Below are 25232 nucleotides of genomic sequence, written 5' to 3'. Positions count from 1 at the left end.
TCTAGCAGAAAATTGTAAAAAATTTTTAATATAAACGAAAGTATATTAAAATAAAGATACACGATTAAATATATCTATTTCTTAATATCTCTAAGGAGAAATACTCTATGAATAAAAGGGAATGCGTTATATTAATTACAATCTATGAAGAAAAAAACATTACTAAGGCAGCGGATCGCTTATTTGTATCGCAGCCTACATTAACCTACAAACTACAACAATTAGAGCGACAATACAACACCAAGATTCTTAACCGCGGGCGACATGGAGTTCAGTTTACGCAGCAAGGAGAGTATCTTGTTGATTTTGCCAGGTCTACACTTCAACGTCTCGATTCTCTAGAACAAGCATTATGGGATATGGACGAGACACTATATGGAACTGTACGTCTGAGTGTAGCGAGAGCATATGCACTATATAGATTACCTACTATACTGAACGGCTTTTCAGAAGAACACCCTCAAGTTAACTTCGTAGTGGACACCGGATTGAATCTAAACTTGATTCAGGAAGTGTTCAAAGGGGATTCCCATATTGGGATAGTTCGAGGTGAACATCATTGGGGTTTTGAACAAATGACGATAGGTGTAGAAGAAATGTGTGTGCTGTCAAAAGAGCCCATAAAATTCGAAGACCTGCCACATCTACACAGAATTACATACAATACTGACCCCGCTCTGAATATGGTTATAGAAAACTGGTGGAAACAAAATTTCTCCGCCCCGTCTAAAGTAAATCTACACCTTGATAATATGGAGACGGCAAAGCGTATGGCTTTGGAAGGATTAGGATATACAATTGTACCGAGTATAGTTGTTGAAAAGAATCAGCATTACATCAGTCTTCTGGATAAAAACGGGGCGCCTCTTCTATGGAGAACCTGGTTCCTCTATAGAAAAGAATCGCTGGAAATATCTGCAGTGAGAGAATTCGTGCACTACTTACATGAAGTGTGCACAACATAATGTAAGGTAATGAAAAAGCCACTCAATAACTAATTGAATGGCTTTTTCTCATTACTTGAACTATGAAAGTTAAGTTGAACGTTTAAAGACTGCTATCCATTCATCTATTTGTATAGACTGGATCTTACGATTTTCTTGGATTAAATGAATGTATTGCTGCTGCTCTTTTGTTCCTGCTTGTATAAACTCTTCAACCTGTCTGATTTGTTCTTCTGACTCGGTTGTCCGCTTTACCCAAACTGGGAAATCAAATGTTTTCTTCCTTTTTTCTTCTTTCCAGATAGTTAAACCACTCTCACTCGCCAGTTCTTTCCAATCATCAATAGATAGACATTCTACATGACTCTTATCACGCATACATTCGATTTCATTTATATACTGTGCAATTTCTGTATCATTCGGAACTACGTTATCTATGAGTAAGAAAACTCCGGATGGTTTTAATACTCTGCTCACTTGCTGCACAAAAGCTTGCTTATCGGGAAAATGGTGGGCTGCTATTCTGCATCCGACAAAATCAAATTGATCGTCAAGGAAAGGCAGTTCTTCTGCATCTGCTATAACATAGGAAATGTTTGAACAGTTCTTTTGGAGATGTTTTTTGGCTTCTTCCAGCATTTTTTTGGTAAAGTCCGTTGTGTAAACATGATTGACTAAGGGAGAAAGAAACTTTGTTAAATGGCCTCCTCCAGTCGCTATGTCCAATGCCAGCCAATCAGTCTGCGGAGCTATCATACCGGCTAATAAATCCAGATCTTTCCCTTTAGCATGCGATTGGCTGTTTACGTATGCTATTGCGTTCTGAGAAAATTGTTTTTTCACTAATTCTTTTTGATCTATTGAGCGTTTCTCCATTTTTCATCAACCCTCTATTGGAAATTAGCATCGTGACTCAATCCATACTAAAATTTAATTAGAAATTGTGGATTCAACCTTTGATAAAAAATCTTCTATATACTTTCTAGCTGCAGCCGGATTTTGACCGATACTATTTTCGCGTATTTCGTCTTTTTCCAGCTTCTCTAGCGACTTCAATTTCACGCTTTCAGCTTCAGATTGCGGAACCACTACAATCCCGTCTATATCCCCTACAATATAGTCTCCTGGGTTAACAGCAACTCCTCCGCAAACTATCGCGTCATTTAGTACACCTTTTTTGTTCTTTTTACTAGCGCATGTTGTTGTTCCCTTGCAAAAAATCGGGAAATCAAGTGCTATGCTTCCTTTTATATCCCTTATCACACCGTCAATGACTATTCCAGCCAGTCCCAGTGTCTTTCCTAAACCAAGAATAAAGTCGCCTGCGACAGCGTTTTCTGTCCACCCTTTGCCATCAATGACCAAAACATCCCCAGGCTTCGCTTTGTAGATAGCTTCCAGGACGGATATGTTTTCACCTGCGTCTATTTGTACAGTAAATGCAGGACCAGAAAGATGATAATCACGCAATGGCTTGATATCATACGACATATGATTTTTGCCGTTAAGAGCATCTGAAACACTTGTGCTAGGTATATTTTCAAACATAGCTATTCCTCCTATTTTTGTATTGTTATAGCAAAAACTATATAGGAATGTATAAATTACCTTTGAGGATCCTTCTGGCTGTTCGGTCCATTCCAACATAGGAAACATGCTTATTATCCGCTGTCAAAGCTACCCTGACTTCCGTAACTCCTTCAGGCTGTCCGATGCGAATGATTTGCTCTTTTCCAGGTTCTTTATATCTAGCAAAGCGATTAGGCAATGTACCAGGTATCAACGCAGCAGCTCCAAGACAATTTAAACCGCTGCCGGCAAAGGTTCTGTGAAAGTTTCCCATGGATATCATTTTAGCTATGATATCTACTTCTTCTGCTTTAATTAATTTCCCTGCTGGTGTGACATAATCCTGCGCTTCGGAAACAATGGCTATTTTCGGTATCGAAGGAGTAAGCCTCGCTTCATCCTCTGTTTCTGACATACCAGCTGCAACAGCCAGCTTTACTCGGATTTCATCCAACTCTCTCAATAAATCATTATTCAGCATTAGCTCACTATTCAATTCGGTTCCCATTATCCCTAAATCTTTGGCTGATACAAAAACGAAAGGATTCACGACGTCTAAAAATGAGACTTCGTATGTTTTGTGTTGCGTTGTCACTGAATAGATCAGCTCCAATGGCAAGGTGTTCCCTGTCTTCGCACCGCCAGGATTTAGGATATTAACTGCAAATCTTGCTCCGCTCTTAACCAACCCTGGCATGAGATAATCGCCGCCTGCTTTTGCTTTACCATTTTCCACTGGAACAGTGATATGCAGCATTTTATTTATATTGGTATTAAACACAGAAACACTTACCTGGCTTGCTGTCATATCTGCATCAACATAACCTTCGTCTACTGCAAAAGCGCCCACAGCTGCCATTAGATTACCACAAGTCCCCTTTGAATCCACAATCTCCTCGCCAATACCAATCTGGTAAAATGTAAATTCCACATCTGCAGTTTCTTTAGAAGAAACTGAGATAACGCATACTTTACTAGAATGGGAGGTTCCACTTCCAACACCGTCGATTTGCGAAGGATTGTAGGCATCAATGCCAGTTAAGAAAATCCTGTGAATCGCGTCTGTATCTTCAGGTAAATCGCCCTTATGAAAGAATAGTCCGCGACTGGTTCCACCTCTGTATAAGGCACAGGGTATATTATATTGCGTCATGTCATTCACCCTTTAAATTAAAATTACGGAGTGAGTTTTCCCTTCACATCTTACTCCTTAAGGGATACTTATTTTTTCACTACCGTTTATGCTTTCTATGATGGAATCCGTGAATGCTATCGTGCCCGCGGTCCCGCCAAGATCACCTGTCTTAATTCCTGATTCCATAGTTTTAAAGATTGATTCCTCCATAGTAGCCGCTACTAGTTTGAGTTTATCGTCTTGATGCTGTGTGTACATCCATTCAAAGAACATCACCGTACTCAACATCATTCCGATTGGATTTGCGATATTTTTACCTGCTATATCCGGAGCTGATCCGTGTGCCGCTTGTGCCATGGCTTGTGTATCATTTGAATTTATCGATGGAGCAAGTCCAAGACTGCCGACCAGTTCACCTGCAAGATCGGAAAGAATATCGCCGAACATATTCTCTGTGACAATCACATCAAAGTTACTTGCACGCCTTACTAAGTGAGCGGTCATGGCATCTATATGATAATCATCAACCGTAACTTCTGGATATTGTTCAGCTACTTCACGGCAGACATTTAGAAACAATCCTGTACCAAGCTTGAGCACGTTAGCCTTATGGACGATTGTAACTTTTTTTCTGCGTGTCATTGCAGCTTGGAATGCTGCCTGAGCAATCCTTTCGACTGCTTTTCTGGTAAATACTCCTGCGGAAACAGCTACATCAGGCGTTATCATCCACTCTCCAATACCGACATGCATATTGCGATCGGTATAAAACCCCTCTGTATTTTCCCGGTAAATAACTAAGTCTGCTTCACCTACTACACTCTTGGTACCCGGCATTGTTTTGGCAGGACGAACATTTGCATAAAGATCGAAATAATGCCTTAATTCTCCGCTTGGATTACGTTTTTGTTTATGTTCTTCTGGATATGCAACAGAATCATGAGGACCAAGAATCCAGCCATGACATTCTCTAAGCTTGTCTTTTGTAACTTGCGGAATTGGGTCATTATGTTCCTCTATACCTTCCCACCCCATGGGCAGCTGAATGAAGTCTAATGACAGCCCGTGTTTCTTAGATGCAGATTCAAGTATCCTCATTGTAGCGCTTACAATTTCAGGGCCGATTCCATCCCCATTTAAAACTCCAATACGGTAAGTAGTCATTGTTTTAGCTCCTTTACCTTTTAATACCTAATACCTTTAGTATAGTTAGTGATCAGATATAAATAAAATAGATTATATTTATCTTATTCCATTGATAATTACTATTTCTAAATGTAATTTCAATTCAGATTAAGCAATTTCATTGGGAGTTTTTTAATCATCCAATCCACTTCCTCTTCTTTTGCGCCATTTTCTTTAAGAAAGTTTATATAATCTGGAAGACTCTCATTCCAAGGAGGATTTTCAACTTGCCCGCTGTCTGTAGAGACCAACGTTGTTTGATATCCCACTTTATTGATTGCTTCCAAATTAGCTTGCAGGTTGTTCTGGTAATTCCCTTTTCCGATGGGCTGTGCAAAGGTTCGTTCAAAATATACATTATCGTATTTGGATACTATTTCAATCTGATCTTCAATTGATAATCCAACTATATGGAATTCCGGATGCGTCACAACAATATTAGAAATACCTGTATCGGTTGCAGTCTTCAAGACAACATCTATTTCATCCTTCGAGATGTGCCCTGTTGCCAGTACCGCATTATACTCCTTTATGATCAGCATAATCTCTAGAAGTTCTGAAACAACAGCTTTGCCTTTTATAACTGAGATACCACCCTGTTTTTCTTCTTTCATACGATGATTCTTTGCATCGATTGTGGGCAGCCAGACAATCTTTGCGCCAAGTTCCAACGCATATCGCACCGCTGCAGGGTTAAGTCCGCCTACCGCATAGTTCAGCGTGATGCTGCCATAAGCAATACTTTTCTGGGCTAGTTTATTTAGTAACCAGGCTCTTTCAGCTGTAGGAAACTGATGGGACTTCAGTACAAAACCTTCTACTCCCATGTTTTGTGCCTTTCTCAGTAACTCTAAATCATCGTGTTTTCTTTCCCTGATATCCGGTGCAGAATGGATATGAAGATCAAAAACTCCTTTTAGTTCTGCCATAAAAGACCCTCTTCTTTCCTATGATTTTTATATCTAAATCATACAAAAGTTGAACATTCTATTAAAATAGTGTTTTTCTATGGAAAAGCATAACTACTTTCTATTTCTATGACTACCAAGCTAATGAGATTGCTCCTGTTAGTAATGCAAATACGATTAATGCAACTGATAAGAGTACCACCCATCCAAGTGCATAGCGCTGAAATTCTCCAATTTCTTTCCCCACTAGAACGAGCAAGGCGCAGATGTAGGTCCCATGCTATGCAAAGGCTGTCCAATGACACCCGCTCTTGCTATTTCCACTGGATCGATTCCGTATTCAGCTGCAGCTTGTGCAAGTACTGGCAAAGCTCTGAAGAAGAAAGCATCGTTAGACATCAGGAAACTTAGAGGCAGACTAATAACTGCAACAATGACGGTGAAAAACGGGGAGAATGATTCTGGCACAATCGTTAGGAAATCTGACGCCATATGATCAACCATTTTTGTTTCGGAAAGTATTCCAGTAAAGATTCCTGCTCCTAACACAAGCATAACTACTGGTATGGCATTGCTTCCATGGACTTTAATAATTTCCTGCTGATCTTTGATCTTAGCATTATTAACTAGCAGTGCGATGACGAACCCGATGATAATAATACTGGCAGAGGGGCAATTCCATCACTAATGATACCAGCAGCGCCAGAGTCAAAATGAAATTAAACCATATCTTCCAAGATACAGTGACTTCTTTCTTTGTAACTGCAGCAGCAATTTCAACAGATGCTTCTTGAATTTTCGCTTTGCCAATCCTCTTACGCTCCATTCTTCCCATCACATATGCCAACACGATAATAAAGAGTGAGCCGCACACCATCATCGGAATCAGCGGCATAAAATATTTTGAAGCATCTAACCCTAAAACACTGATTCCTCTCGTTGCAGCCCCGCCCCAAGATGTCATACCTGATATTGTTCCTAAGGCCATAACAGCTATTGCAGCTAGCACTAAAGGATTAATGCCAATTTTATGATAGATGGGCAGCATTGCAGAGCAAATGATCATATAGCTTGTTGTACCATCGCCATCTAAGGCTACCAATAACGCCAGGATAGCAGTACCAACGACTATCTTGACTGGATCACCTTTTGCAACCTTCAAAATGGTTCTCGAAACAGGATCGAATAAACCAGAGTCCATCATGATTCCAAAATAGAGTATCGCAAAAAGAAGTAAAACAGCCGTAGGAGCAACTAACTCGATCCCTGCAAACATCATCAGTCCAAGATTTGAACCTAATCCACCAATAACGGCGAAGATGATTTGCGATATGACAATGGCAGTGAATGCCGAGGCTCTTTTTGTCATAACTAAAAATGAATAGAATGATTGTGGGAAATCCTAAAATCGATAACACATTATCCTCCACTATCCTTGTATGCGTTTTCAAAATAATCCTTCCTCATGAATACTTCCTTTCTGTTCTCCTCCTCGTTCAATGTGATACGTCCACTGTATGTCAGAGCATGAAAAGAATAAAATATATTTTCCTATCTATAACCATTGAAGATTTTGATTGAATAATCCTGGTATAAATAATGAAAGCGCATTCGGATAATTATGTAGTTTCCGATAGATATTTATCATTACTGTTTTATCCAGAAAAAAGAAAAAAGAAAAAAGTTCTCAATTTTAAAGAAGGAGATTGAGGGGTTTAATTGAATTGATCGGGGGTGGAATTCCATAAAATAAAGTAACTGAAGAAAAAGTATTTTAGGAAAACCCAAACTGACGTGAATCTTAAGCAAAGATGTACATCGGTTCAGGTTTTCTATGTTTCATAATACATGTCGTAAATGCAAAGAATCACTATTCCAATTTCATTTTTAATCCTTCATGCGTTGCCTTAAAGCCTAAACGTTCATAAAACCGTAGTGCATCGACTCTTAGTTTATCTGTTGTAAGTTGGATTAAGTGGCAGCTACGTTCGTTTGCGCGTTGAATTGCCCATTTTATGAGTTCACTCCCCACTCCCTTACCACGTACGGATGAGGTTGTTCTGACTCCTTCAATAGTAGCTCTCCAACCACCTTGGTGCGTAATGTATGGTGTAAAAGTAATTTGTAGCACACCAATAACTTCTTTATCTTGATAAGCTACTATCAATTCATTATTGGGGTCAGATGTGATAGCTTGAAATGCTTTTGTGTAACCTACTGACAGTGGTTGTTCATAACGCTCACGTTTTCTTCCCAATTCATCATCAGCAAGCATTTCCACAATTTTATCTAAATCTTGTTCATTAGCTATTCTAAATTTGATTTCCTTTACCAACAAACTTTCCTCCTTTATGAACGAACTGTTTATAACCTCTAGCACTGGCTTCATTAAATACTACAATTTTAGTTGAAAAATTTAATTCTGTAGATTAAGTTGGGCACCACGATTCTTCTTTATTAAGAGAATTGATATAACGTCATTAAATCGCCGTCCAGCCTCCATCCACTTTAATTGTTTCTCCTGTGATGAAGTTAGCCATATCCGATGCAAGGAAAAGAACCGCGCCTGTTACATCAGAAGGTTTTGCTAATGAACCTAACGGAATCCTGCTCATAACATCATTGTAAAAACCCTCATCCTGAAACATACCGTTCGTTAAATCCGTTTTAATAAACGTCGGTGCTACTGCATTTACTTTTATCTGATTACTTGCCCACTCTACTGCTAAAGCTTTAGTTAGTTGCACTGCCCCTCCTTTACTTGAACAGTAGGCAGCTCTGTCTACATAGCCGACAAATGCCATTTGCGAAACAATGTTGATGATTTTACCAGGTATCTCTTTATCGATCATATGTTTTCCTACTGCTTGCGAGCAGAAAAAAGTCCCTTTTAAATTCGTATCCAATACTTTATCCCAATCAGCTTCTGTCACTTCCAGCGCAGGCTTGGCAATATTAATACCTGCGTTGTTCACTAACACATCAATTCGTCCCATTATCTTTTCAGCATCTGATACCATATGTTTAATATCGGCTAATTTAGTTATGTCTGCTTGAATACAAGCACAGTCTGTATTTTTCTCTTGTAATTCGGACGCTGTTTTTTCAAGGTCATCTATGTTTCTCCCGGTAATGATAACCGAAGCACCCTTTTCTGCGAAAGCCAGCGCTATATCCTTGCCTATCCCCTTACTTCCGCCGACTATTAAGACTTTCTTATCTTTCAGATCGTTAAATGAATACATTCTCATGCTCCTTTACCGATTCTTTGGCGCATCATTACATTCCAAAAGCATCCCTATATATGTTTTCAATATCGGTTTTTGTGAGCTTTCGTGGGTTATTGGACAATAGTCTATCAATCTTACTAGCTTCTTCTGCAAGGTTCGAAAGGTCGGTCTCCTTTACACCTACTTCTTTCAGACTTGCTGGAATCCCAACGTCTTCTGACAGTTTTGCCAACGCATGTACTGCTTGTTCAGCTGCATCTCGTAAGGATAGATGTTCGACATTTTCTCCCATGGCAAGTGCTACTTCTTTGAACTTAGTAAGGTTAGATATTACATTGTACTTCATGACATAAGGCAAAAGCAGCGAATTGGCTACTCCATGAGGCACCTTGAACTTGCCGCCTAACGGGTAAGCTAGCGCATGAACAGCACCAACTCCAGCATTGCCTAAGGATATTCCTGCAAGCAAGCTGCCCATCGCCATATCCTCTCTTGCGCGCAGATTATTTCCGTCATAAACAGCAGTTCGGAGAGACCTTGAGATTAGCTTAATTGCCTGTAAAGCGATACCATCAGTCAGTTCCCCTGCTTTTATTGCAGTATAAGATTCTACTGCATGTACTAACGCATCCATGCCTGTTGCTGCAGTTACTTTCGCAGGCACAGACAACGTCAGCGTGGCATCAATAATTGCAGCATTCGGCAATAAATAAGGGCTTACTATCCCTTTTTTTACATTGTCCCGAATATCCGTAAATATCGCATTCGCTGTAACTTCCGATCCTGTTCCAGCTGTTGTTGGAACCAGAATGAAAGGTATGCCTCTGTTCTTGATCATATCAGTGCCAATAAAATTACGGACATCTTCTTTATTCGTCAGCATGACAGAAAGCAGCTTTGTGATATCCAATGCACTTCCGCCGCCTACTCCGATAAGCAAATCCGGATTATCGCTTCCAAGCTCGCTGTTCATTTCCTCTAAATTCTCAAAAGGTGGTTCTGGAATCACTTTATCTATAACACTATAGGAGATATTTTCATTGGATAAAGGCGTTATTATATTATCCAGTAAGCCTGTCTGTTTAATGATGCTGTCTGTGACAATGACAACATGTTTCGCATCAAATTTTCTTGCTTGTTCTCCGATGGTTGCTATTGAACCTGAACCGGTAATCAGTGTGTTTGCTGTTTGAAAATAAGAAATGCTCATTCAACTTCACTCCTTAATTTAAGTTGATTCCGACAAATTTTGTTTCAGTCATATCTTCCATTGCATATTTCACACCTTCTTTACCAACACCACTTAATTTCACCCCGCCATAGGGATAGTTGTCTTGCCGATAGTTAGAAGTTTCATTGATCCAGACGCCGCCAGTTTCCAGTGCATCTGCTACCTTCAAAGCTTGATTGATATTGTTTGTAAAAACACCTGCCTGAAGGCCAAAATCTGAATCATTGGCTGCACGGATGACTTCTTCTGCTGTCTCGAAAGGGATGACAGAAACAATAGGTGCAAACGTTTCTTGGCAAACTATTTTCATATCCGGCTTGATATTCAATACAACGGTTGGTTCTAATAGTGCATCTGTCCTTTTACCGCCTGTTGCTATCTTTGCACCTTGCTCTACCGCTTCCTGCACCCATTCTTCTGCCCGCTTCGCTTCATCCAGACTGATCATCGGTCCTATTTCTGTTGTCTCTTCACTTGGGTCTCCTGTTTTGAGCTTTTCAACAAGTGGAAGATAAAGATCGAGGAATTTTTGATAGCTATCTTTTTGAACATAAATGCGCTGAGCCGAAATACAAACCTGTCCAGCAAATGCAAATGCTCCTCTGACAAGTGATTGGGCTGCTTTCTCTATATCAGCATCATCAAAAATAATATTTGGAGAATTTGACCCAAGCTCCAAGGTTACCCGCTTAAGTCCCGCTTGTTTCTTTAGATTAATACCAACAGCAGGGCTTCCAGTGAAGGTAACTTTGCTGATTTTCTCATGAGTAACCAATATATCTCCTATTTCAGATCCGCTTCCAACTACTAGATTCAGAGCTCCATTCGGCAGCCCTGCCTCTTTGAATACTTCAACAAGCATAGACGATGAAATAGGTGTTTTTCCTGCAGGTTTTAATACAACAGTATTACCTGCTGCAAATGCTGGCGCTAATTTGTGAAGCGCTAAATTTAATGGAAAGTTAAATGGCGTGATGGCGCTGATTACCCCAATGGGATATCGTTTCACCATTCCAATTCTATTTTCGCCGCCAATGGCAGCATCCATTGGTACGAGCTCTCCTCCAATCTTTTTGGCTTCATCAGCTGCGAAGCGGATAACTTGTACCGCTCTGCCGACTTCACCTCTGCCATCTTTTAAAGGTTTACCCGCCTCTAAAGCAAGAACCTGAGCAAACTCCTCTGTTCGTGACTCCAATATCTGTGCTGCCTTGTGCAATATCGAAGAGCGTTTATAAGCAGGAAGAGTCTTCATAGTATGATGGAATGTTTCATATGCACTCTCAATCGCGTTCGCCGCATCTTGCTTCGTTGCTAATTTCACTTTTCCAACTGTTTCTCCAGTATAAGGACTGATTACATTTGCCAATTTCATGTCATTTCGATCGATCCGTTCACCATTTATAATCGAGTATACGCTATAATTATTAGACACTTTGACGCTCCTCCAATCGGTGTGTTCCGTTCTTTTCGACCTCGCTTAAAATCGATTTAACACTAATCTCAGGACTCGTTAATACCGGGACCCGAAAATCATTTTCCTGCTCCATGACACGAGCCATAGAAAATTGGGCTAAGACAATCACATCTGAACTTGATTCCAATTGTTTGATTTTCTCCAGGATGATGCGATCGTATTCTTCTTTTTTGCCATCTTGGAGTGCTTTAAACGCATCGTAGATTACCACTGTCTCAATATCTACTTCCTTCTCTTTCTCCACAGCTGCTTGCTTAAGCAAACCTTCAGTTGTCGGGCCTGCCGCTTCTACCGTAGCAATTACGCCAATCTTATTTCCAAGCTCTACTGCTTTTTCAAGCATACTCATATCTGCACTCAGCAATGGTTTGTCAAAAAGATCTCTTATTTGCTCGACACATGGAGTAAACGAGGAGCATGTTAGAAGAATACCGTCAACACCGCTTCTCTCCGCCTTGCTTATCAATTCTACAAGCCTGCGAACCATATCAGTCGTAATATCTCTTCGCTCATTCAGTTCGAAAATGAGACTTTCATCCATAAAATTAACCAGAATTGCATCAGGCGCATGCTGCTGAAAAGCTGACAAGATAGGCTGCACTGAATTCATCGTGGCATGAATCAAACCAATTTTCGGTCGTTGCATTTCCAAATAGACCCCTCCTGTAAGTGCTTACAAATTTAAGATTCCCGATACGGTCTTTCATAAAAAATCTTATCATAATCATTTATTTTTCTATAATACGGATTTTCGATGGTTGTTCATAAGCAAATCAAATATCTAGAGTGAAAACCGAATATGCTTATGAAGAAGAACTAAGATTCTGGGTATGCAAAGGTACTATGAAATAAAATAGAAGACGCTTCGCTTTTATTATTTTATTGTCTAGTGTGATAATAACTATATGAACGAAAGCAACTTTGATCCAACATTAATAGAATCTACAGAAAAAGAAGGAATATAATGATCACCATTTTAGCGACTTTATCAGCAAAAGAAGGTAAACAGGATCAACTTAGAAAAGTCTTAACTAACGTTGTTGCACCTTCACGCTCAGAAGAGGGCTGCATGCTTTATGCTGTGCATGAATCAGGAGAGCGCGATGGCACCTTTGTTTTCTTTGAGAAATGGATAGATGATGCTGCATTCCAGACACATCTCGAAACCGAACACTATAAAGCATATCGGGAATTGAGTGCACCTTATCTCGCATCACGCGAAGTTAAAAGACTATATGATATCTCTGACTCTTAAGGTGATATGACCAAAAAGAGGCCAAACTCCGATTTAGAGCTTGGCCTGCTTTTAATTATATTTAATCAGGATTGTATTTTAATTCTGCAGACGAGCCTTCTCTGCATGATTTGCTGCTTTTACAGGCTCTGGTGTTGTTCTATTATCTTCTGCTTGTTGTTTCGTTTCTTCATCTCCGCCGACGACATGATCCTCATCATTCATAAGTGCTTCATAGCCCTGTTTCGCAACGAGCACTTTATCATTTTTCTTAGAAGAACCAATTTCGCTGGAGTCCATGCCTGCATTTGAATGGAAGTTGGTGTCTGTTGCTCCTGGCAGCAATGCAGTAACAGTAACACCTGTTTCTCGTAATTCTTCACGTAAAGATTCTGCAAACATATACCCAAATGCCTTCGATGGACCATAAACAGTTTCATAAGGTGTTGGCTGCGTAGCAGAAATGGATGAAACGATTAGTATTCTGCCTCTGCCATTAGGAACCATATGGTGCACCACTCGCTTCGCCATATGTACTGTACCAGAAATGTTGATTGAAATGAGTTTCAACTCATCATCAAGATCCGTATCAGTAAATGCTCCCCCAAGGCCAATTCCAACGTTAAGTACTGCCGCCTCAACCGGACGTTTCAATTCACTGACAAAGTTCCAAAAGCTTTCTACACCATCATAAGTTGCTGCATCAGCTTTAAGTGGATAAGCTTCCACTCCTAAATCACGGATAGTATCTGCTGCTTCAAAAATTCGATCACTTGACCCGGATATTGCTATGTCATAATTATCTTGCGCAAATTGTTTTGCTAATTCAAGCCCAAGGCCGGAAGAAGCTCCAGTAATCACTGCAAGCTTACGTTGTTCGGACATAATATATTCTCCTTGCTGTCTGGTTATAAGCTGTCTTAGAAGTTCAAAGAATACTAACTTTGACTAACTCTCATGTTCTATAAATTCTCTATTTCTTTAACTGATAAACTTCAAATATAATTTATTTCATTCAAAAAAACGCAGAGGTGATAAACCCTCTGCGTTACTTTATAATTTTTAGTTCTTCTACAGTAGACGCATTATTAATTCGCAAAGCTACCTTGCTTTCTTACCCAATCTTCACGCAGCAGTGCATATACATTCGCATCATACGTTCTGCCGCCATGATAATAATAACTGCGCAAAAGCCCTTCTTTTTTAAATCCGTGCTTCTCCACAAGTGATGCTGATGCTTCATTCTCCGGGTAGACCATAGCCCCGACACGTAACAAATCCAGTTCTTTAAAGCAATAGCTTAGAACAGCTCCCATCGCTTCATTCGCAAATCCTTTCTTCCAATGATCCGGATGTAATTCGTACCCGATTTCAGCACGTCGATTGCTTCTGTTAACTTGATGCAAGCCGATTGTCCCGAGAAAACGACCTGCTTCTTTGCAAAACATACCCCATCTTATTACTCGGCCCTCCTGCAGACCGCATCGGAAGGAGGAAATGACGCGCTCTGCTTCGTCGATTGACTGAAGCGGCTCCATACCGTAGAACTTTGTTACTATAGGGTCGGACAAAGCGGCAAATACGTACGGAGCATCCTGCATCTTCACTTCATCCAATACTATCCGTTCGGTTTCAAGCGTTTGGAATGTGAGCATGTTCTCTCTCCTTATAAAAAAGACGCACTAGCAAAATTCTAGTGCGTCTTTTGATGTGTTTAGCCTTTTAATTCCTTGATACGCTGCTGAACGCGTGTGCGTTTATCTTCATAATCTGCTTGTTTCGCTCGTTCTTCGTCGATGATTTTAGCTGGTGCCTTGCTGATGAAGCCTTGGTTGGAAAGCTTCTTCTCGACACGTTCCACTTCTTTCGTCCATTTATCGAGTTCTTTCTCAAGTCGTTCGATTTCTTTGGAGATGTCGATCAAGCCTTCAAGCGGTAAGTAAAGCTCTACACCAGTCAATACAGCCGACATCGCTTTGTCAGGTGCTTGGATGCTTGTAGCAATCGTAAGCTCACTTGGATTACAGAAGCGTTCGATATAGTGCTGCTGTGCTTTTAGCTCTGCTTCGATTGTATTGTCTTCCGCTTGAATAAGAAGCTGGATTTGCTTGGACATCGGTGTATCCACCTCTGCACGGATGTTACGGACAGAGCGGATGATACTCACCAAACGTTTCATCTCTTCTGCAGCTTTTTCATCGTGCAGATCTTTGTTGACAGTCGGCCATGCAGCTACGGTGATGGACTCGCCTTCATGCGGCAACTGCTGCCAGATTTCCTCTGTGATGAATGGCATGAATGGATGCAGCATGCGCATTGTCTGATCGAGTACATGTGCAAGAACAGAGCGTGTCATCTGCTTCGCGTCTTCGTCTTCGCCATAAAGCGGAAGCTTCGCCATTTCGATATACCAGTCACACACATCATCCCAGATGAAGTTGTACAGATGACGTCCAGCTTCACCGAATTCATACTTCTCGGCATTATAGGTGACAGCTTCGATCGTTTCGTTCAGGCGAGTAAGGATCCATTTATCGGCAAGACTCTTCTCCTTGGACAAATCGATGTCGCTATACTGCAAGCCTTCCATGTTCATCAATGCAAAACGGGAAGCGTTCCAAATCTTATTGGCAAAGTTCCAAGTGGATTCGACTTTTTCCCATTGGAAGCGCAAATCCTGACCTGGTGATGAACCCGTGGATAGGAAGTAGCGCAGGGAATCAGCACCGTACTTCTCGATAACGTCCATCGGATCGACACCGTTACCAAGTGATTTACTCATCTTGCGACCTTCGCCGTCGCGTACAAGACCGTGAATAAGAACATCCTTGAATGGACGTTCGCCCGTGAACTCTTTGGATTGGAAGATCATCCGGCTCACCCAGAAGGCGATGATGTCATATCCTGTTACGAGTACATCCGTCGGGAAGTAGCGTTTGAAATCGGCTGCTTCTGTGTTCGGCCAATCCATAGTGGAGAACGGCCATAAAGCAGATGAGAACCATGTATCCAATACGTCTTGGTCTTGTTCCCAGTTTTCGATATCTGCTGGCGCTTCTTTGCCAACATATACTTCCCCTGTTTCTTTGTGATACCAAGCTGGAATGCGGTGACCCCACCATAGCTGACGGGAAACACACCAGTCGCGGATGTTTTCCATCCAGTACGAATATGTTCTTTCGAAACGCTCGGGTACGAAGTTGATTTTTTCTTCGCCTGCTTGCAATTCCAGTGCTTGTTTCGCAAGTGGTTCCATGTTGACGAACCATTGTGTGGATAGATACGGCTCTACCACTGCGCCGCTGCGCTCGGAATGTCCAACGCTGTGCATATGATCTTCGATTTTGAATAGGATGCCCTGCTCCTGCAAGTCTTTCACGATTTGCTTACGAGCTTCAAAACGATCCAAGCCGTTATATTTACCGGCATTTTCGTTCATGCTGCCATCTTCATGCATGACAAGGATGCGTTCAAGATCATGGCGGTTACCTACTTCGAAGTCATTCGGGTCATGGGCTGGTGTGATTTTCACTGCACCGGAACCGAATTCCATGTCTACATAATCATCTGCTACGATCGGAATTTCGCGGTTTACTTCCGGCAGGATGACCGTTTTGCCGATCAAATGCTGGTAGCGCTCGTCATCCGGGTGTACAGCTACCGCTGTATCCCCTAGGAATGTTTCCGGACGCGTTGTCGCGATTTCGATATGTCCAGTTCCATCAGCAAGCGGATAACGCAAATGATAGAAGTGACCTTGCACATCCTTGTGAATTACTTCGATATCGGAAAGAGCCGTTTTAGCTGCCGGATCCCAGTTGATAATATATTCGCCACGATAAAGCAAACCTTTTTCATACAATGTAACGAATACTTCTTTAACCGCTTCAGACAACCCTTCATCCAATGTGAATCGCTCACGGGAATAATCAAGGCCAAGTCCCATCTTCGACCATTGTTTGCGGATGAAGCTTGCATACTCTTCTTTCCATTCCCAGCTTTTCTCCAGGAAGCCTTCACGGCCAAGATCATAACGGCTGATGCCCTGCTCACGCAGCTTAGCATCTACTTTAGCCTGTGTTGCGATACCTGCATGGTCCATTCCTGGAAGCCATAATACGTCATAGCCTTGCATGCGCTTCATACGTGTAAGGATATCCTGCAATGTTGTATCCCAAGCGTGGCCTAGGTGCAGCTTTCCTGTTACGTTTGGCGGCGGGATGACGATTGAATATGGCTCTTTGCTTTCATCGCCAGTAGCTTCGAAATATTTGCCATCAAGCCAGAATTGATAACGGCCCGCTTCGATGCTTGCCGGATCGTATTTGGACGGCAGTGAATTGTTTTCTTGTGATTTGTCTGTTGTCATGGCTGGTTCCTCCTTCAATGCTTTTGGTGACATATAAAAACCCTTCTCATCCAAAAGGACGAAAAGGGTTAGTTTCCGTGGTACCACCTTCATTTGCGACACAAATCATACATGTCGCACACTCGAGGGAGATAACGGCTCTTCACCGGCTTCCCCTACTGACACAATCGTGTTCGGGGTTGCTGCATACAGGGCGACCTTCTACTGCAGGTATCCGGGAAACTTTCACCAAGTTGCTTCCCTCTCTAGTATGGATCCTTACACTATACTCTTCCCTGTCAAAGCATTTGTATCATGTATAGCTTATTGTATCCACTTGACAGTAAAAAAGTCAATGCAGTCGCATATTTTTTTCAAAAAAGGGTAAACGCCTAGCTTTTCCCGTTCATATACTGCTTAGAGGAGGGATGACAATGAGTAAATTCAACCGCAACAACATGCCCGGTTTCCTTAAGTATTGGGTCAATGTCACCGAGAAGGCGGTGATTCCGCTGATCATCTTCCAGTTCATCCGGACACTGCTGTTTCCATCGATATTGGATATCTTGCTGCTCGGGGGATTGATTGCACTTTACTTCAGCTTCCAGTCGAAGTCTATTTGATTCAAGCCTCTGCGCCTTCCTGATTCTCTTGATCGCGCAATTCCTGGAAATAAGCTTGTGCCTGAAGAGCCTGCGTCAGCTGCCGATGTGTCTGGGTCAATTCCTTTACGACAGCAGGGGTATCCGCTTTTTGCGGGGCATCTACATATTCTCTGACCTGCTTCAAATATCGGCCTGGGTGAAGCAGATGCAGCATGAACAGGCTCTCTTCATTTTTCTTCATTTGGCGATTGTTTTCATACGCGTGGAGGTAATATGGCGGGCTTATCATATTGCTATCGATAAAACGCCACTCTTCCTTAAAGTAGGCAGCCAGATCCAAGCTAGGATTACCGAGCTTGGTCTTTTCCCAATTAAGCAGATGCAGCGGACTGCCGTTCTGCACATGGGAAGGACGTAAATTACCGTGCAGCACACTATGTTCCATTTCCGGATCTTCCTTCAGATCTGCATCGTAGTGGTCATACCATTTATCCAGCATTGCCGATACATGCTCCAAATCCTTATAATGCGTGCACACAAGCAGCGGCACGACACCCATGTATGTCTGTGATTCAAAACGTTCTACCAAACCGAGCAGTTCCTCCCTATCTTGCTGAAGCTTCTCTTTTTGCATCCTGATAGCAAGTGCGTAAGCTTCATAATCGATTGGGTAACGTTTGCTGGAGGAGGCATGGATTTTACCCAATGTAGTGAACAGCATTTCATAAGGATGATCCGGTTCATCCGTACGATGCTGCTCCAGCCAAGGCATCAAATAGTAGATTTCCCCTTCATCCGCCACGTAAAAATTTTCCTGCAAAGTCTGAAAAACAGGCGGAACACCTTCGCGATAAAAGTTATGCTTGCCTTGGACGACCATCAGCCAGCGATCGAGCCGCTCCGGGTGGAGGGATGACCTTTTTAAAGCAAAAGCCGCCTGGTGCGTTTGCACTTTGGACAGGCGGCTGGTAACTTGTTGAACCGAGGCTGGCGTGATGCCATAGGCAGCTAGTATCCGATCGATATTTTCCATCTAGCACACCCCGTTCATTGTTTATTACTAACTCTTTTTCAAACGTTTCTGCGGGATAACAAGCAGCTGCCCCTCAGAAACCGACTCTTCCTCCAAATTGTTGGAGCTGGCAATCGAGCTCACCGGTACATCATAACGCGTCGCAATCTTTTCCAGCGTATCACGCTCCTGGACGATGCAGACACGGACCTTTGTATATGTTTCTTCTCTTGCCCCAAACATATGGACGAGGAAGTCATCACTATCATTTCGTTCAGCCGCATCTTCCTTTGCCGCTATCTGTGTTTCTTCTTCCAATGCATCCTGCAGTTCCTCCGGCTGCAATTCCTCATTAATCGGAACCGCCTGCAATGTTATATCTCCATAAACAGTATCATCCGTTTCGATTTCTTCAGCAGTATCATTTACTTGCGGTACTTCTGTTGGTTCCACTGGTTTATTGCCGAAGAACTCACTGAAGGTTTTTGATTCTTTGTATTTCCAACGATCGTCCTCTTCCGGTGTCAACAATGGCGGTGCTTCGAAAGTGATTGGTTCAGGATGTGCTTCTTCTGCAGGTTTTGCTTGATAGGTAAATGTGAAATCCGGTTCCAATGATCGTTCTTCATGCGGCAATTCCCGGTCCAGCTGGTACTCCGCCTCATCCTGTTCATATGCCTGTCGAAAATCAGCTGCTTGATAAGCATCCTCCATCTCATCAGGAAGTATAAAGTACGCCTCGGGATGCCTGCTTTTAGCAGAATCATCGGCGTCTTGTGCTAGATGATCTTCCAGTTTATAAGTTTCTTCTTCACTTACTTCTGAAGCAGTCTCCTTTTCCGCTTGAATATTCACTCTAGGAAATGTTTGCTCCCGGGAATGCACCATCTGCTGGCTGTCATGGTCGAGCAAGTCTGACGCTGCTTCCGCTGGTTCTTTATATTCCTGATTGAAGCCAAATGCGTGCTGATCCTGTTGCTCACGGGCTTCTGGTGCAGGTGCCTCCGCTGTTAGTTCGACTTGCTCCTTATACTCTTGAGTGAAGGCATACGCCTGCTGCTCCTGCTGCTCACGGGCTTCTGGTGCAGGTGCTGATTCGGCTTGCTCCTTATACTCTTGAGTGAAGGTATATGGCTGCTGCTCCTGCTGCTCACGGGCTTCTGGTGCAGGTGCCTCAGGTGCTGACTCTCCTTGCTCCGTATATTCTTGATTGAAGGCATATGCCTGCTGCTCACGCGCTTCTGACACAGTTTCCTCAGGTGCTGACTCCTCTTGCGCCGTATACTCTTGATTGAAATCATATGCCTGCTGCTCACGCGCTTTTGACAATGTTTCTTCCGGTGCTGACTCTTCTTGCGCCTTATATTCCTGATTGAAAACATATGCTTGCTGCTCTTGCTGGTCGCGAATTTCGCTTTCATTGTCAACCTGAGCTGCTTCTTTTGCTTCTATGGATTCCTGTTGGAACGTATGTGCTTGTTGGTCTCGACCTTCTGATGCGTTTTTTTCCTGATATAGTTCTGACTCATCTGTTTTTGCATATTTTTCTTGGGAGAACAGATGAGCATCTGCATCTGGAACATTTTCTTCGGGCGTTGTTTCAGCAGCTTCTTCCTGGTAATACTGGAGGCTTTGCTGTTCATTTTGATATGTTTCACGTGCTTGTGTTTCCAATTGCTCAGCTACCTCTTCCGAATAGGCATACGCAGAATTTGTTTCTTCAATGGGTGCAGTTTGATTGTATAACTGATCTGCTGCTTGAGCCTCCACTTGCCTTTTCTCATCTTGCACACCAAAAATGGCAACAGTGGCATGAAGTTCCAATACATTGCTGCCTGGAATTTCATAATCAAAGTTATCAATCGTCACATAGACATCTTTCAACTGATTGATCCGATGCTTAGGGATCGAAATTTCCACAGGAAAGCGATGAAAGAATGTATTTGTACCGGTTTCCAGTTTATTCACATTCTCCATTTCCCTGGTGCCGGGACTCACTGCAACTGCAGTTCCCTCGACAACGTCCTGTACAGGGTGATATTCGCCTGTCAGTTCAATGATACCTCGGATGGATATTTCATGCTCAAACTCCTGGATACTGATATCCGGCTCCAATGCGATCCCGATCAAATCCTGCAAATTTTCGTCGGCACGGAAACTGAGTGATTCTTGTATATCAAACATAAAAGGTGTTGTCTCATTTGTAGACAATTGGAATCCTCCTTCCAAGATTTAAGCGATCCTAATCACTAAAACCTATGCGGACGGCGTGTCACATATGAAGGAAAATCCCTTTGTCCCCATGAAAAAAAGCCCAAGCGTTAGCTTGGGCTCACCAGTCAGGATGCTGCAATTTTCTTGAATGCTTGTCTTGCCGCTTCGATTGTTGCTTCGATGTCCTCATCCGAGTGTGCAGCGGATAAGAACAGCCCTTCGAATTGAGAAGGCGGCAGGAAGATACCCGCTTCGATCATTTCACGATAATACATGGAGAAATGATCCAGATTGGATGTTTGTGCCGTCTCGAAATTTATGACAGGTGTATCGGTGAAGAAGACACCAACCATGGAACCAGCACGGTTCACTTGCAATGGAATACCAAACTCCTCTGCAGCAGCTTTGTAGCCTTCTGCAAGGCGGTCAGCATGGCTATTGATCCGCTCATAAGCAGCCTGATCCATTGCCGTCAATGTTTCAAACCCGGCTGTCATTGCCAGCGGGTTTCCTGATAATGTACCAGCTTGATAAATATCACCAGCTGGCGCCACACGGTCCATGATCTCCTTACGGCCGCCATAAGCACCGACAGGAAGTCCGCCGCCAATGATTTTACCCAAGCACGTCAGATCCGGTTCCACATCAAAATGCCCTTGAGCAGAATGATAGCCAACACGGAAACCAGTCATGACCTCGTCAAAAATAAGCAATGCGCCATGCTCTTTTGTAACATCACGAAGACCTTCCAGGAAACCAGGCTGAGGTGGTACCACACCCATATTGCCGCAAACCGGCTCGGCAATAACTGCCGCGATATCGTCCCCGAATTGTTCAAATGCATAGCGGACACTTTGCAGGTCATTATAGGGAACCGTGATGGTATTACGCGCAATTGTTTCCGGTACACCCGGGCTATCTGGTAAACCAAGTGTCGCGACACCAGAACCAGCTTTGATCAAAAGGGAATCCCCGTGGCCGTGGTAGCTGCCGACGAATTTCAGGATTTTATCGCGGCCAGTGAAACCGCGTGCCAGACGAAGCGCACTCATGGTTGCTTCTGTACCAGAATTCACCATGCGGACGATGTCCATGGATGGTATTCTTTCTTTTACCAAAGCAGCCATTTTATTCTCGATCACAGTTGGCGCACCGAAGCTTGTCCCTTTTTCCGTAACTTTCTTCAGGCCTTCCACTACGCGGTCATCGGCATGACCAAGAATGAGCGGACCCCAGCTTAGCACATAATCGATGTACGTATTGCCATCAATATCTGTGATTTTGGAGCCTTTGCCGCTATCCATGAAAATGGGATCCATTCCTACAGAGCGGAACGCACGGACAGGTGAGTTGACTCCGCCAGGCATATGCTGTTTCGCTTCTTGGAATGCTGCTATCGATTTTTCAAAGCTTTTCATCACAATTCCTCCTCAGTCAGTTATCTTCTTTCAGCCATCTTGCCACATCTTTGGCAAAGTAAGTCATGATCAAATCAGCACCAGCACGTTTCATACCGATCATTTTCTCCATGACGATGGCTTTCTCATCGATCCAGCCGTTCAATGCAGCTGCTTTTACCATGCTGTATTCCCCGCTGACGTTATAAGCGACGATAGGAGCGTTGAATTGATTGCGCACATCACGGATGATATCCAAGTATGCAAGCGCTGGCTTCACGATAAGGAAGTCAGCTCCCTCTTCGATATCGGATGTTGCTTCACGTATTGCTTCCCTTCTGTTGGAAGGATCCATTTGATATGTTTTACGGTCGCCGAATTGTGGCGCACCATCAGCTGCTTCGCGGAACGGTCCATAAAAGGCTGAAGCGTATTTGACAGAATAAGCCATAATCGGAATATTAGTAAACCCAGCTTCATCCAGTCCTTTGCGGATTGCTTGCACATAGCCGTCCATCATATTCGAAGGGGCAATGATATCCGCTCCTGCTTTCGCCTGGCTGACAGCAGTATCCACCAAATAGCCCAATGATTCATCATTATCGATTATTCCGTCATGCACGATACCGCAGTGTCCGTGGGATGTATATTCACATAGGCAAGTATCTGCAATCAACAGAAGTTCCGGATATTCCTCTTTTGTCTGACTGATTGCCCGCTGTACGATACCGTGATCATGGAATGCACCTGTACCGACTTCATCCTTTTCAGCAGGAATACCGAAGAACAATACAGATTTGATACCCAAATCGCTTACTTCTTTCATCTCAGATGATAAATTGTCCAAAGATAGCTGGAACACCCCTGGCATGGACGAAACTTCATTCCGTACGTTTTCTCCTTCGACAACGAAAACGGGATAAATCAAATCATCCACTGTCATTTCTGTTTCTCTTACTAATGCCCGCATATTTGCTGAAGTACGCAAACGGCGGTGGCGTTTGAATTCTGCCATTGTCATTCACCTGTCCTTTGTTCATAGAAATGTTTTAATGTATCGATCATTGCCTCTGCTGTAAAATGCCCAGGAAGCAAAACATTGCGAAAACCATGTCTCCTGGCCGCTTCCTCGGTTGTCGGTCCGATTACGAGGCATAGCTTATCGAACTGGTCACGTTTTACGCCCGAATCGGTGATAAAAGCTAGAAAAGCCACAATCGAGGATGGACTTGTAAACGTCAATACCTCTGGCTGTTCTGCGACTAGCACCTTGTTCAAAAGTGCTTGATTCTGCTTCTCTTCTACGGTATCATAGACAACCATTTTCTCAAATCCAAAGCCATTTTCCTTCAATCCATTTGCCAATGCCGGACGTGATAAGTTTCCTTGAATCAATAAAATCCGGCTGACGGGATCCTCTGCTTTGGCAAATGCAGCCGCAAGAGCATCCGCTGTATATGATTCTGGCACAAAGTCGGCTTTACGACCAAAAAGCTCCTCTATTGTATCAGCTGTCTTTTGGCCGACAGCTGCAATACGGCAATGCGACCAGTGCTCGAGACTCGAGCAGGCGTGCAGCAATGCATGAAAATGCTCGGCTCCATTTTTACTGGAGAAAAAAAGCCAATCAAACCTGCCGCTTGCTTGACAAAGTTTCTCGTTTTCCTTGTTGATCCTAGTCTGAAAAGTGAGCAGGGGCACCGAGATCGGGCTTGCTCCTGCCTGGAGCAGCTTTTCAGAGAAGTGTTGTGCCTGCTGCTTCGGGCGCGTTACAAGCACCTTCACCGCTGGCAGCCCACTCATTGTGATTCCGACTCCTGAATCGCTTTGTTGATGATTTCCTGCGCACCCAGCTGCTGCATCTTCTGGGCAGCAATTTTGCCAACTTCCTGCGGATCAGCACCGCGTGCCACTTCTTTGTATACTTCTTTCCCATCAGAAGAAGCTATCAAAGCAGTCAAAACAACATCGTCATCTTCCATATGAGCTACACCCGCGATAGGCACTTGGCAGCTGCCATTCATCAAGTATAAGAAAGTCCGTTCAGCAGCAACTGTCTGTTGCGTATAAGAATCATTGATTTTTGATAGAAGCTCGATCAATTCCATATCTGTATCACGGCACTCGATTGCAAGCGCTCCTTGTCCGATAGCAGGCAGACAAAGATCCGTTTCGAGGAATTCCGTAACGATATCATCACTCCAGCCCATTCGTTTCAAACCAGCAGCCGCCAAAACGATGGCATCGAAGTCTTCCGTTTCAAGTTTTTTCAGACGTGTATCGATATTACCGCGAATCGATTTGATTTCAATATCCGGACGGACAGCGAGAATCTGTGCCGCACGACGCAAACTGCTCGTTCCGACGATAGCGCCCTCTGGCAGTTCCTTCAATGAAACATGATCCTTGGATATGAAAGCATCCCGGTAATCCTCACGAACGGGCACACAAGCAATCGTCAAACCAACCGGAAGTTCAGATGGCATATCCTTCATACTATGTACAGCCATGTCGATTTCCTCATCATACATAGCTTGCTCTATTTCCTTGACAAACAACCCTTTCCCGCCAACTTTGGAAAGTGTGACGTCCAGGATTTTGTCACCCTTTGTCTCGATTTTCTTGATTTCGAATTCATATGGCGCTCCAGCTTGTTTCAGCTGTTCGATTACCCACTTGGTTTGTGTAAGCGCCAGCTTGCTTTTTCTTGAACCTACAATAATTTTTCGCATTTGCTCTACCT

24 protein-coding genes and 1 other annotated feature are annotated in these 25232 nt (G+C 43.0%); of the genes, 3 read left to right on the top strand and 21 right to left on the bottom strand.

Annotated elements, in window-relative coordinates; all coding sequences use genetic code 11:
• Window positions 1-107: 107 nt before the first annotated feature.
• Window positions 108-965, top strand: a complete 858-nt coding sequence (locus SFC66_RS06765) for a LysR family transcriptional regulator (RefSeq protein ID WP_411217954.1) — start codon at window positions 108-110, stop codon at window positions 963-965.
• Between the two features lie 69 nt (window positions 966-1034).
• On the opposite strand, the gene SFC66_RS06760 is transcribed toward SFC66_RS06765, so the two are convergent.
• From SFC66_RS06760 to SFC66_RS06705, 12 genes are all read right to left on the bottom strand, one after another.
• A complete protein-coding gene (locus SFC66_RS06760) occupies window positions 1035-1820 on the bottom strand; it encodes a class I SAM-dependent methyltransferase (protein ID WP_411217953.1) in 786 nt (261 codons plus the stop codon).
• Between the two features lie 54 nt (window positions 1821-1874).
• The gene (locus SFC66_RS06755; RefSeq protein WP_411217952.1) at window positions 1875-2492 is read right to left on the bottom strand and encodes an RraA family protein; all 618 of its coding nucleotides are present in this window, start codon (window positions 2490-2492) and stop codon (window positions 1875-1877) included.
• 37 nt (window positions 2493-2529) lie between these two features.
• Window positions 2530-3666 (bottom strand): PrpF domain-containing protein, encoded by a 1137-nt coding sequence (locus tag SFC66_RS06750; RefSeq protein ID WP_411217951.1) that lies wholly within the window; start codon window positions 3664-3666, stop codon window positions 2530-2532.
• Window positions 3667-3723: 57 nt separating this feature from the next.
• Window positions 3724-4812 carry an isocitrate/isopropylmalate dehydrogenase family protein gene (locus tag SFC66_RS06745; protein WP_411217950.1) on the bottom strand — a complete coding sequence of 363 codons (1089 nt, stop codon included), beginning with the start codon at window positions 4810-4812 and terminating at the stop codon, window positions 3724-3726.
• A gap of 119 nt (window positions 4813-4931) precedes the next feature.
• Window positions 4932-5762: a DUF6282 family protein gene (locus SFC66_RS06740; RefSeq protein ID WP_411217949.1), complete on the bottom strand. Its 831-nt coding sequence runs from the start codon at window positions 5760-5762 to the stop codon at window positions 4932-4934.
• 225 nt (window positions 5763-5987) lie between these two features.
• Window positions 5988-6353: an SLC13 family permease gene (locus tag SFC66_RS06735; RefSeq protein ID WP_411218706.1), complete on the bottom strand. Its 366-nt coding sequence runs from the start codon at window positions 6351-6353 to the stop codon at window positions 5988-5990.
• 10 nt (window positions 6354-6363) lie between these two features.
• Window positions 6364-7110: a citrate:proton symporter gene (locus tag SFC66_RS06730; RefSeq protein ID WP_411217948.1), complete on the bottom strand. Its 747-nt coding sequence runs from the start codon at window positions 7108-7110 to the stop codon at window positions 6364-6366.
• A gap of 501 nt (window positions 7111-7611) precedes the next feature.
• Window positions 7612-8076 (bottom strand): GNAT family N-acetyltransferase, encoded by a 465-nt coding sequence (locus SFC66_RS06725; protein ID WP_411217947.1) that lies wholly within the window; start codon window positions 8074-8076, stop codon window positions 7612-7614.
• A 145-nt stretch (window positions 8077-8221) separates the two neighbouring features.
• On the bottom strand, window positions 8222-8986 hold the full coding sequence (locus tag SFC66_RS06720) for an SDR family NAD(P)-dependent oxidoreductase (protein WP_411217946.1): 765 nt from the start codon (window positions 8984-8986) through the stop codon (window positions 8222-8224).
• A 34-nt stretch (window positions 8987-9020) separates the two neighbouring features.
• A complete protein-coding gene (locus SFC66_RS06715) occupies window positions 9021-10181 on the bottom strand; it encodes an iron-containing alcohol dehydrogenase (protein ID WP_411217945.1) in 1161 nt (386 codons plus the stop codon).
• Between the two features lie 13 nt (window positions 10182-10194).
• Window positions 10195-11577, bottom strand: a complete 1383-nt coding sequence (locus SFC66_RS06710) for an aldehyde dehydrogenase family protein (RefSeq protein ID WP_411218705.1) — start codon at window positions 11575-11577, stop codon at window positions 10195-10197.
• 52 nt (window positions 11578-11629) lie between these two features.
• On the bottom strand, window positions 11630-12325 hold the full coding sequence (locus SFC66_RS06705) for an aspartate/glutamate racemase family protein (RefSeq protein ID WP_411218704.1): 696 nt from the start codon (window positions 12323-12325) through the stop codon (window positions 11630-11632).
• A gap of 318 nt (window positions 12326-12643) precedes the next feature.
• On the opposite strand from SFC66_RS06705, the gene SFC66_RS06700 reads away from it, so the two are divergent.
• Window positions 12644-12934, top strand: a complete 291-nt coding sequence (locus SFC66_RS06700) for a putative quinol monooxygenase (protein ID WP_411217944.1) — start codon at window positions 12644-12646, stop codon at window positions 12932-12934.
• Window positions 12935-13012: 78 nt separating this feature from the next.
• Here the strand turns inward: SFC66_RS06700 and SFC66_RS06695 are convergent, their stop codons facing one another.
• The 3 genes from SFC66_RS06695 to SFC66_RS06685 form a co-directional block, all read right to left on the bottom strand.
• Window positions 13013-13798: an SDR family NAD(P)-dependent oxidoreductase gene (locus SFC66_RS06695; protein ID WP_411217943.1), complete on the bottom strand. Its 786-nt coding sequence runs from the start codon at window positions 13796-13798 to the stop codon at window positions 13013-13015.
• A 203-nt stretch (window positions 13799-14001) separates the two neighbouring features.
• On the bottom strand, window positions 14002-14568 hold the full coding sequence (locus SFC66_RS06690; protein ID WP_411217942.1) for a GNAT family N-acetyltransferase: 567 nt from the start codon (window positions 14566-14568) through the stop codon (window positions 14002-14004).
• A gap of 59 nt (window positions 14569-14627) precedes the next feature.
• Window positions 14628-17282 carry a valine--tRNA ligase gene (locus tag SFC66_RS06685; RefSeq protein ID WP_411217941.1) on the bottom strand — a complete coding sequence of 885 codons (2655 nt, stop codon included), beginning with the start codon at window positions 17280-17282 and terminating at the stop codon, window positions 14628-14630.
• Between the two features lie 51 nt (window positions 17283-17333).
• Window positions 17334-17573 (bottom strand) — a binding site (T-box leader).
• A gap of 122 nt (window positions 17574-17695) precedes the next feature.
• On the opposite strand from SFC66_RS06685, the gene SFC66_RS06680 reads away from it, so the two are divergent.
• Window positions 17696-17884, top strand: a complete 189-nt coding sequence (locus tag SFC66_RS06680; protein ID WP_411217940.1) for a hypothetical protein — start codon at window positions 17696-17698, stop codon at window positions 17882-17884.
• Between the two features lies 1 nt (window position 17885).
• Here SFC66_RS06680 and SFC66_RS06675 read toward each other — a convergent pair whose 3' ends face one another.
• The 6 genes from SFC66_RS06675 to hemC form a co-directional block, all read right to left on the bottom strand.
• Complete coding sequence (locus tag SFC66_RS06675) at window positions 17886-18899, bottom strand: phosphotransferase (protein ID WP_411217939.1); 1014 nt, start codon at window positions 18897-18899, stop codon at window positions 17886-17888.
• 27 nt (window positions 18900-18926) lie between these two features.
• The gene (locus SFC66_RS06670; RefSeq protein ID WP_411217938.1) at window positions 18927-21089 is read right to left on the bottom strand and encodes a LysM peptidoglycan-binding domain-containing protein; all 2163 of its coding nucleotides are present in this window, start codon (window positions 21087-21089) and stop codon (window positions 18927-18929) included.
• Window positions 21090-21217: 128 nt separating this feature from the next.
• Window positions 21218-22510 carry a glutamate-1-semialdehyde 2,1-aminomutase gene (gene hemL, locus SFC66_RS06665; protein ID WP_411217937.1) on the bottom strand — a complete coding sequence of 431 codons (1293 nt, stop codon included), beginning with the start codon at window positions 22508-22510 and terminating at the stop codon, window positions 21218-21220.
• 16 nt (window positions 22511-22526) lie between these two features.
• The gene (gene hemB / locus SFC66_RS06660; RefSeq protein WP_411217936.1) at window positions 22527-23510 is read right to left on the bottom strand and encodes a porphobilinogen synthase; all 984 of its coding nucleotides are present in this window, start codon (window positions 23508-23510) and stop codon (window positions 22527-22529) included.
• A complete protein-coding gene (locus tag SFC66_RS06655; RefSeq protein ID WP_411217935.1) occupies window positions 23507-24292 on the bottom strand; it encodes a uroporphyrinogen-III synthase in 786 nt (261 codons plus the stop codon). Before SFC66_RS06655 ends, hemB begins: the two co-directional genes overlap by 4 nt.
• Window positions 24289-25221, bottom strand: a complete 933-nt coding sequence (gene hemC / locus SFC66_RS06650; protein ID WP_411217934.1) for a hydroxymethylbilane synthase — start codon at window positions 25219-25221, stop codon at window positions 24289-24291. Before hemC ends, SFC66_RS06655 begins: the two co-directional genes overlap by 4 nt.
• Window positions 25222-25232 lie beyond the last annotated feature (11 nt).

The sequence above is a fragment of the Terribacillus saccharophilus genome (assembly GCF_046592895.1).
Taxonomy (GTDB): Bacteria; Bacillota; Bacilli; order Bacillales; family Amphibacillaceae; genus Terribacillus; species Terribacillus saccharophilus_D.
Note: the sequence above shows the minus strand (reverse complement) of the source record. Positions and strands in the feature narration are given on the sequence as shown.

Coding starts and splice junctions, on each gene's coding strand:
- SFC66_RS06765 (WP_411217954.1), top strand. CDS start 108: ATGAATAAAAGGGAATGCGTTATATTAATTACAATCTATGAAGAAAAA.
- SFC66_RS06760 (WP_411217953.1), bottom strand. CDS start 1,820: ATGGAGAAACGCTCAATAGATCAAAAAGAATTAGTGAAAAAACAATTT.
- SFC66_RS06755 (WP_411217952.1), bottom strand. CDS start 2,492: ATGTTTGAAAATATACCTAGCACAAGTGTTTCAGATGCTCTTAACGGC.
- SFC66_RS06750 (WP_411217951.1), bottom strand. CDS start 3,666: ATGACGCAATATAATATACCCTGTGCCTTATACAGAGGTGGAACCAGT.
- SFC66_RS06745 (WP_411217950.1), bottom strand. CDS start 4,812: ATGACTACTTACCGTATTGGAGTTTTAAATGGGGATGGAATCGGCCCT.
- SFC66_RS06740 (WP_411217949.1), bottom strand. CDS start 5,762: ATGGCAGAACTAAAAGGAGTTTTTGATCTTCATATCCATTCTGCACCG.
- SFC66_RS06730 (WP_411217948.1), bottom strand. CDS start 7,110: ATGACAAAAAGAGCCTCGGCATTCACTGCCATTGTCATATCGCAAATC.
- SFC66_RS06720 (WP_411217946.1), bottom strand. CDS start 8,986: ATGTATTCATTTAACGATCTGAAAGATAAGAAAGTCTTAATAGTCGGC.
- SFC66_RS06715 (WP_411217945.1), bottom strand. CDS start 10,181: ATGAGCATTTCTTATTTTCAAACAGCAAACACACTGATTACCGGTTCA.
- SFC66_RS06710 (WP_411218705.1), bottom strand. CDS start 11,577: ATGAAATTGGCAAATGTAATCAGTCCTTATACTGGAGAAACAGTTGGA.
- SFC66_RS06705 (WP_411218704.1), bottom strand. CDS start 12,325: ATGCAACGACCGAAAATTGGTTTGATTCATGCCACGATGAATTCAGTG.
- SFC66_RS06700 (WP_411217944.1), top strand. CDS start 12,644: ATGATCACCATTTTAGCGACTTTATCAGCAAAAGAAGGTAAACAGGAT.
- SFC66_RS06695 (WP_411217943.1), bottom strand. CDS start 13,798: ATGTCCGAACAACGTAAGCTTGCAGTGATTACTGGAGCTTCTTCCGGC.
- SFC66_RS06690 (WP_411217942.1), bottom strand. CDS start 14,568: ATGCTCACATTCCAAACGCTTGAAACCGAACGGATAGTATTGGATGAA.
- SFC66_RS06685 (WP_411217941.1), bottom strand. CDS start 17,282: ATGACAACAGACAAATCACAAGAAAACAATTCACTGCCGTCCAAATAC.
- SFC66_RS06680 (WP_411217940.1), top strand. CDS start 17,696: ATGAGTAAATTCAACCGCAACAACATGCCCGGTTTCCTTAAGTATTGG.
- SFC66_RS06675 (WP_411217939.1), bottom strand. CDS start 18,899: ATGGAAAATATCGATCGGATACTAGCTGCCTATGGCATCACGCCAGCC.
- hemL (WP_411217937.1), bottom strand. CDS start 22,510: ATGAAAAGCTTTGAAAAATCGATAGCAGCATTCCAAGAAGCGAAACAG.
- hemB (WP_411217936.1), bottom strand. CDS start 23,510: ATGACAATGGCAGAATTCAAACGCCACCGCCGTTTGCGTACTTCAGCA.
- SFC66_RS06655 (WP_411217935.1), bottom strand. CDS start 24,292: ATGAGTGGGCTGCCAGCGGTGAAGGTGCTTGTAACGCGCCCGAAGCAG.
- hemC (WP_411217934.1), bottom strand. CDS start 25,221: ATGCGAAAAATTATTGTAGGTTCAAGAAAAAGCAAGCTGGCGCTTACA.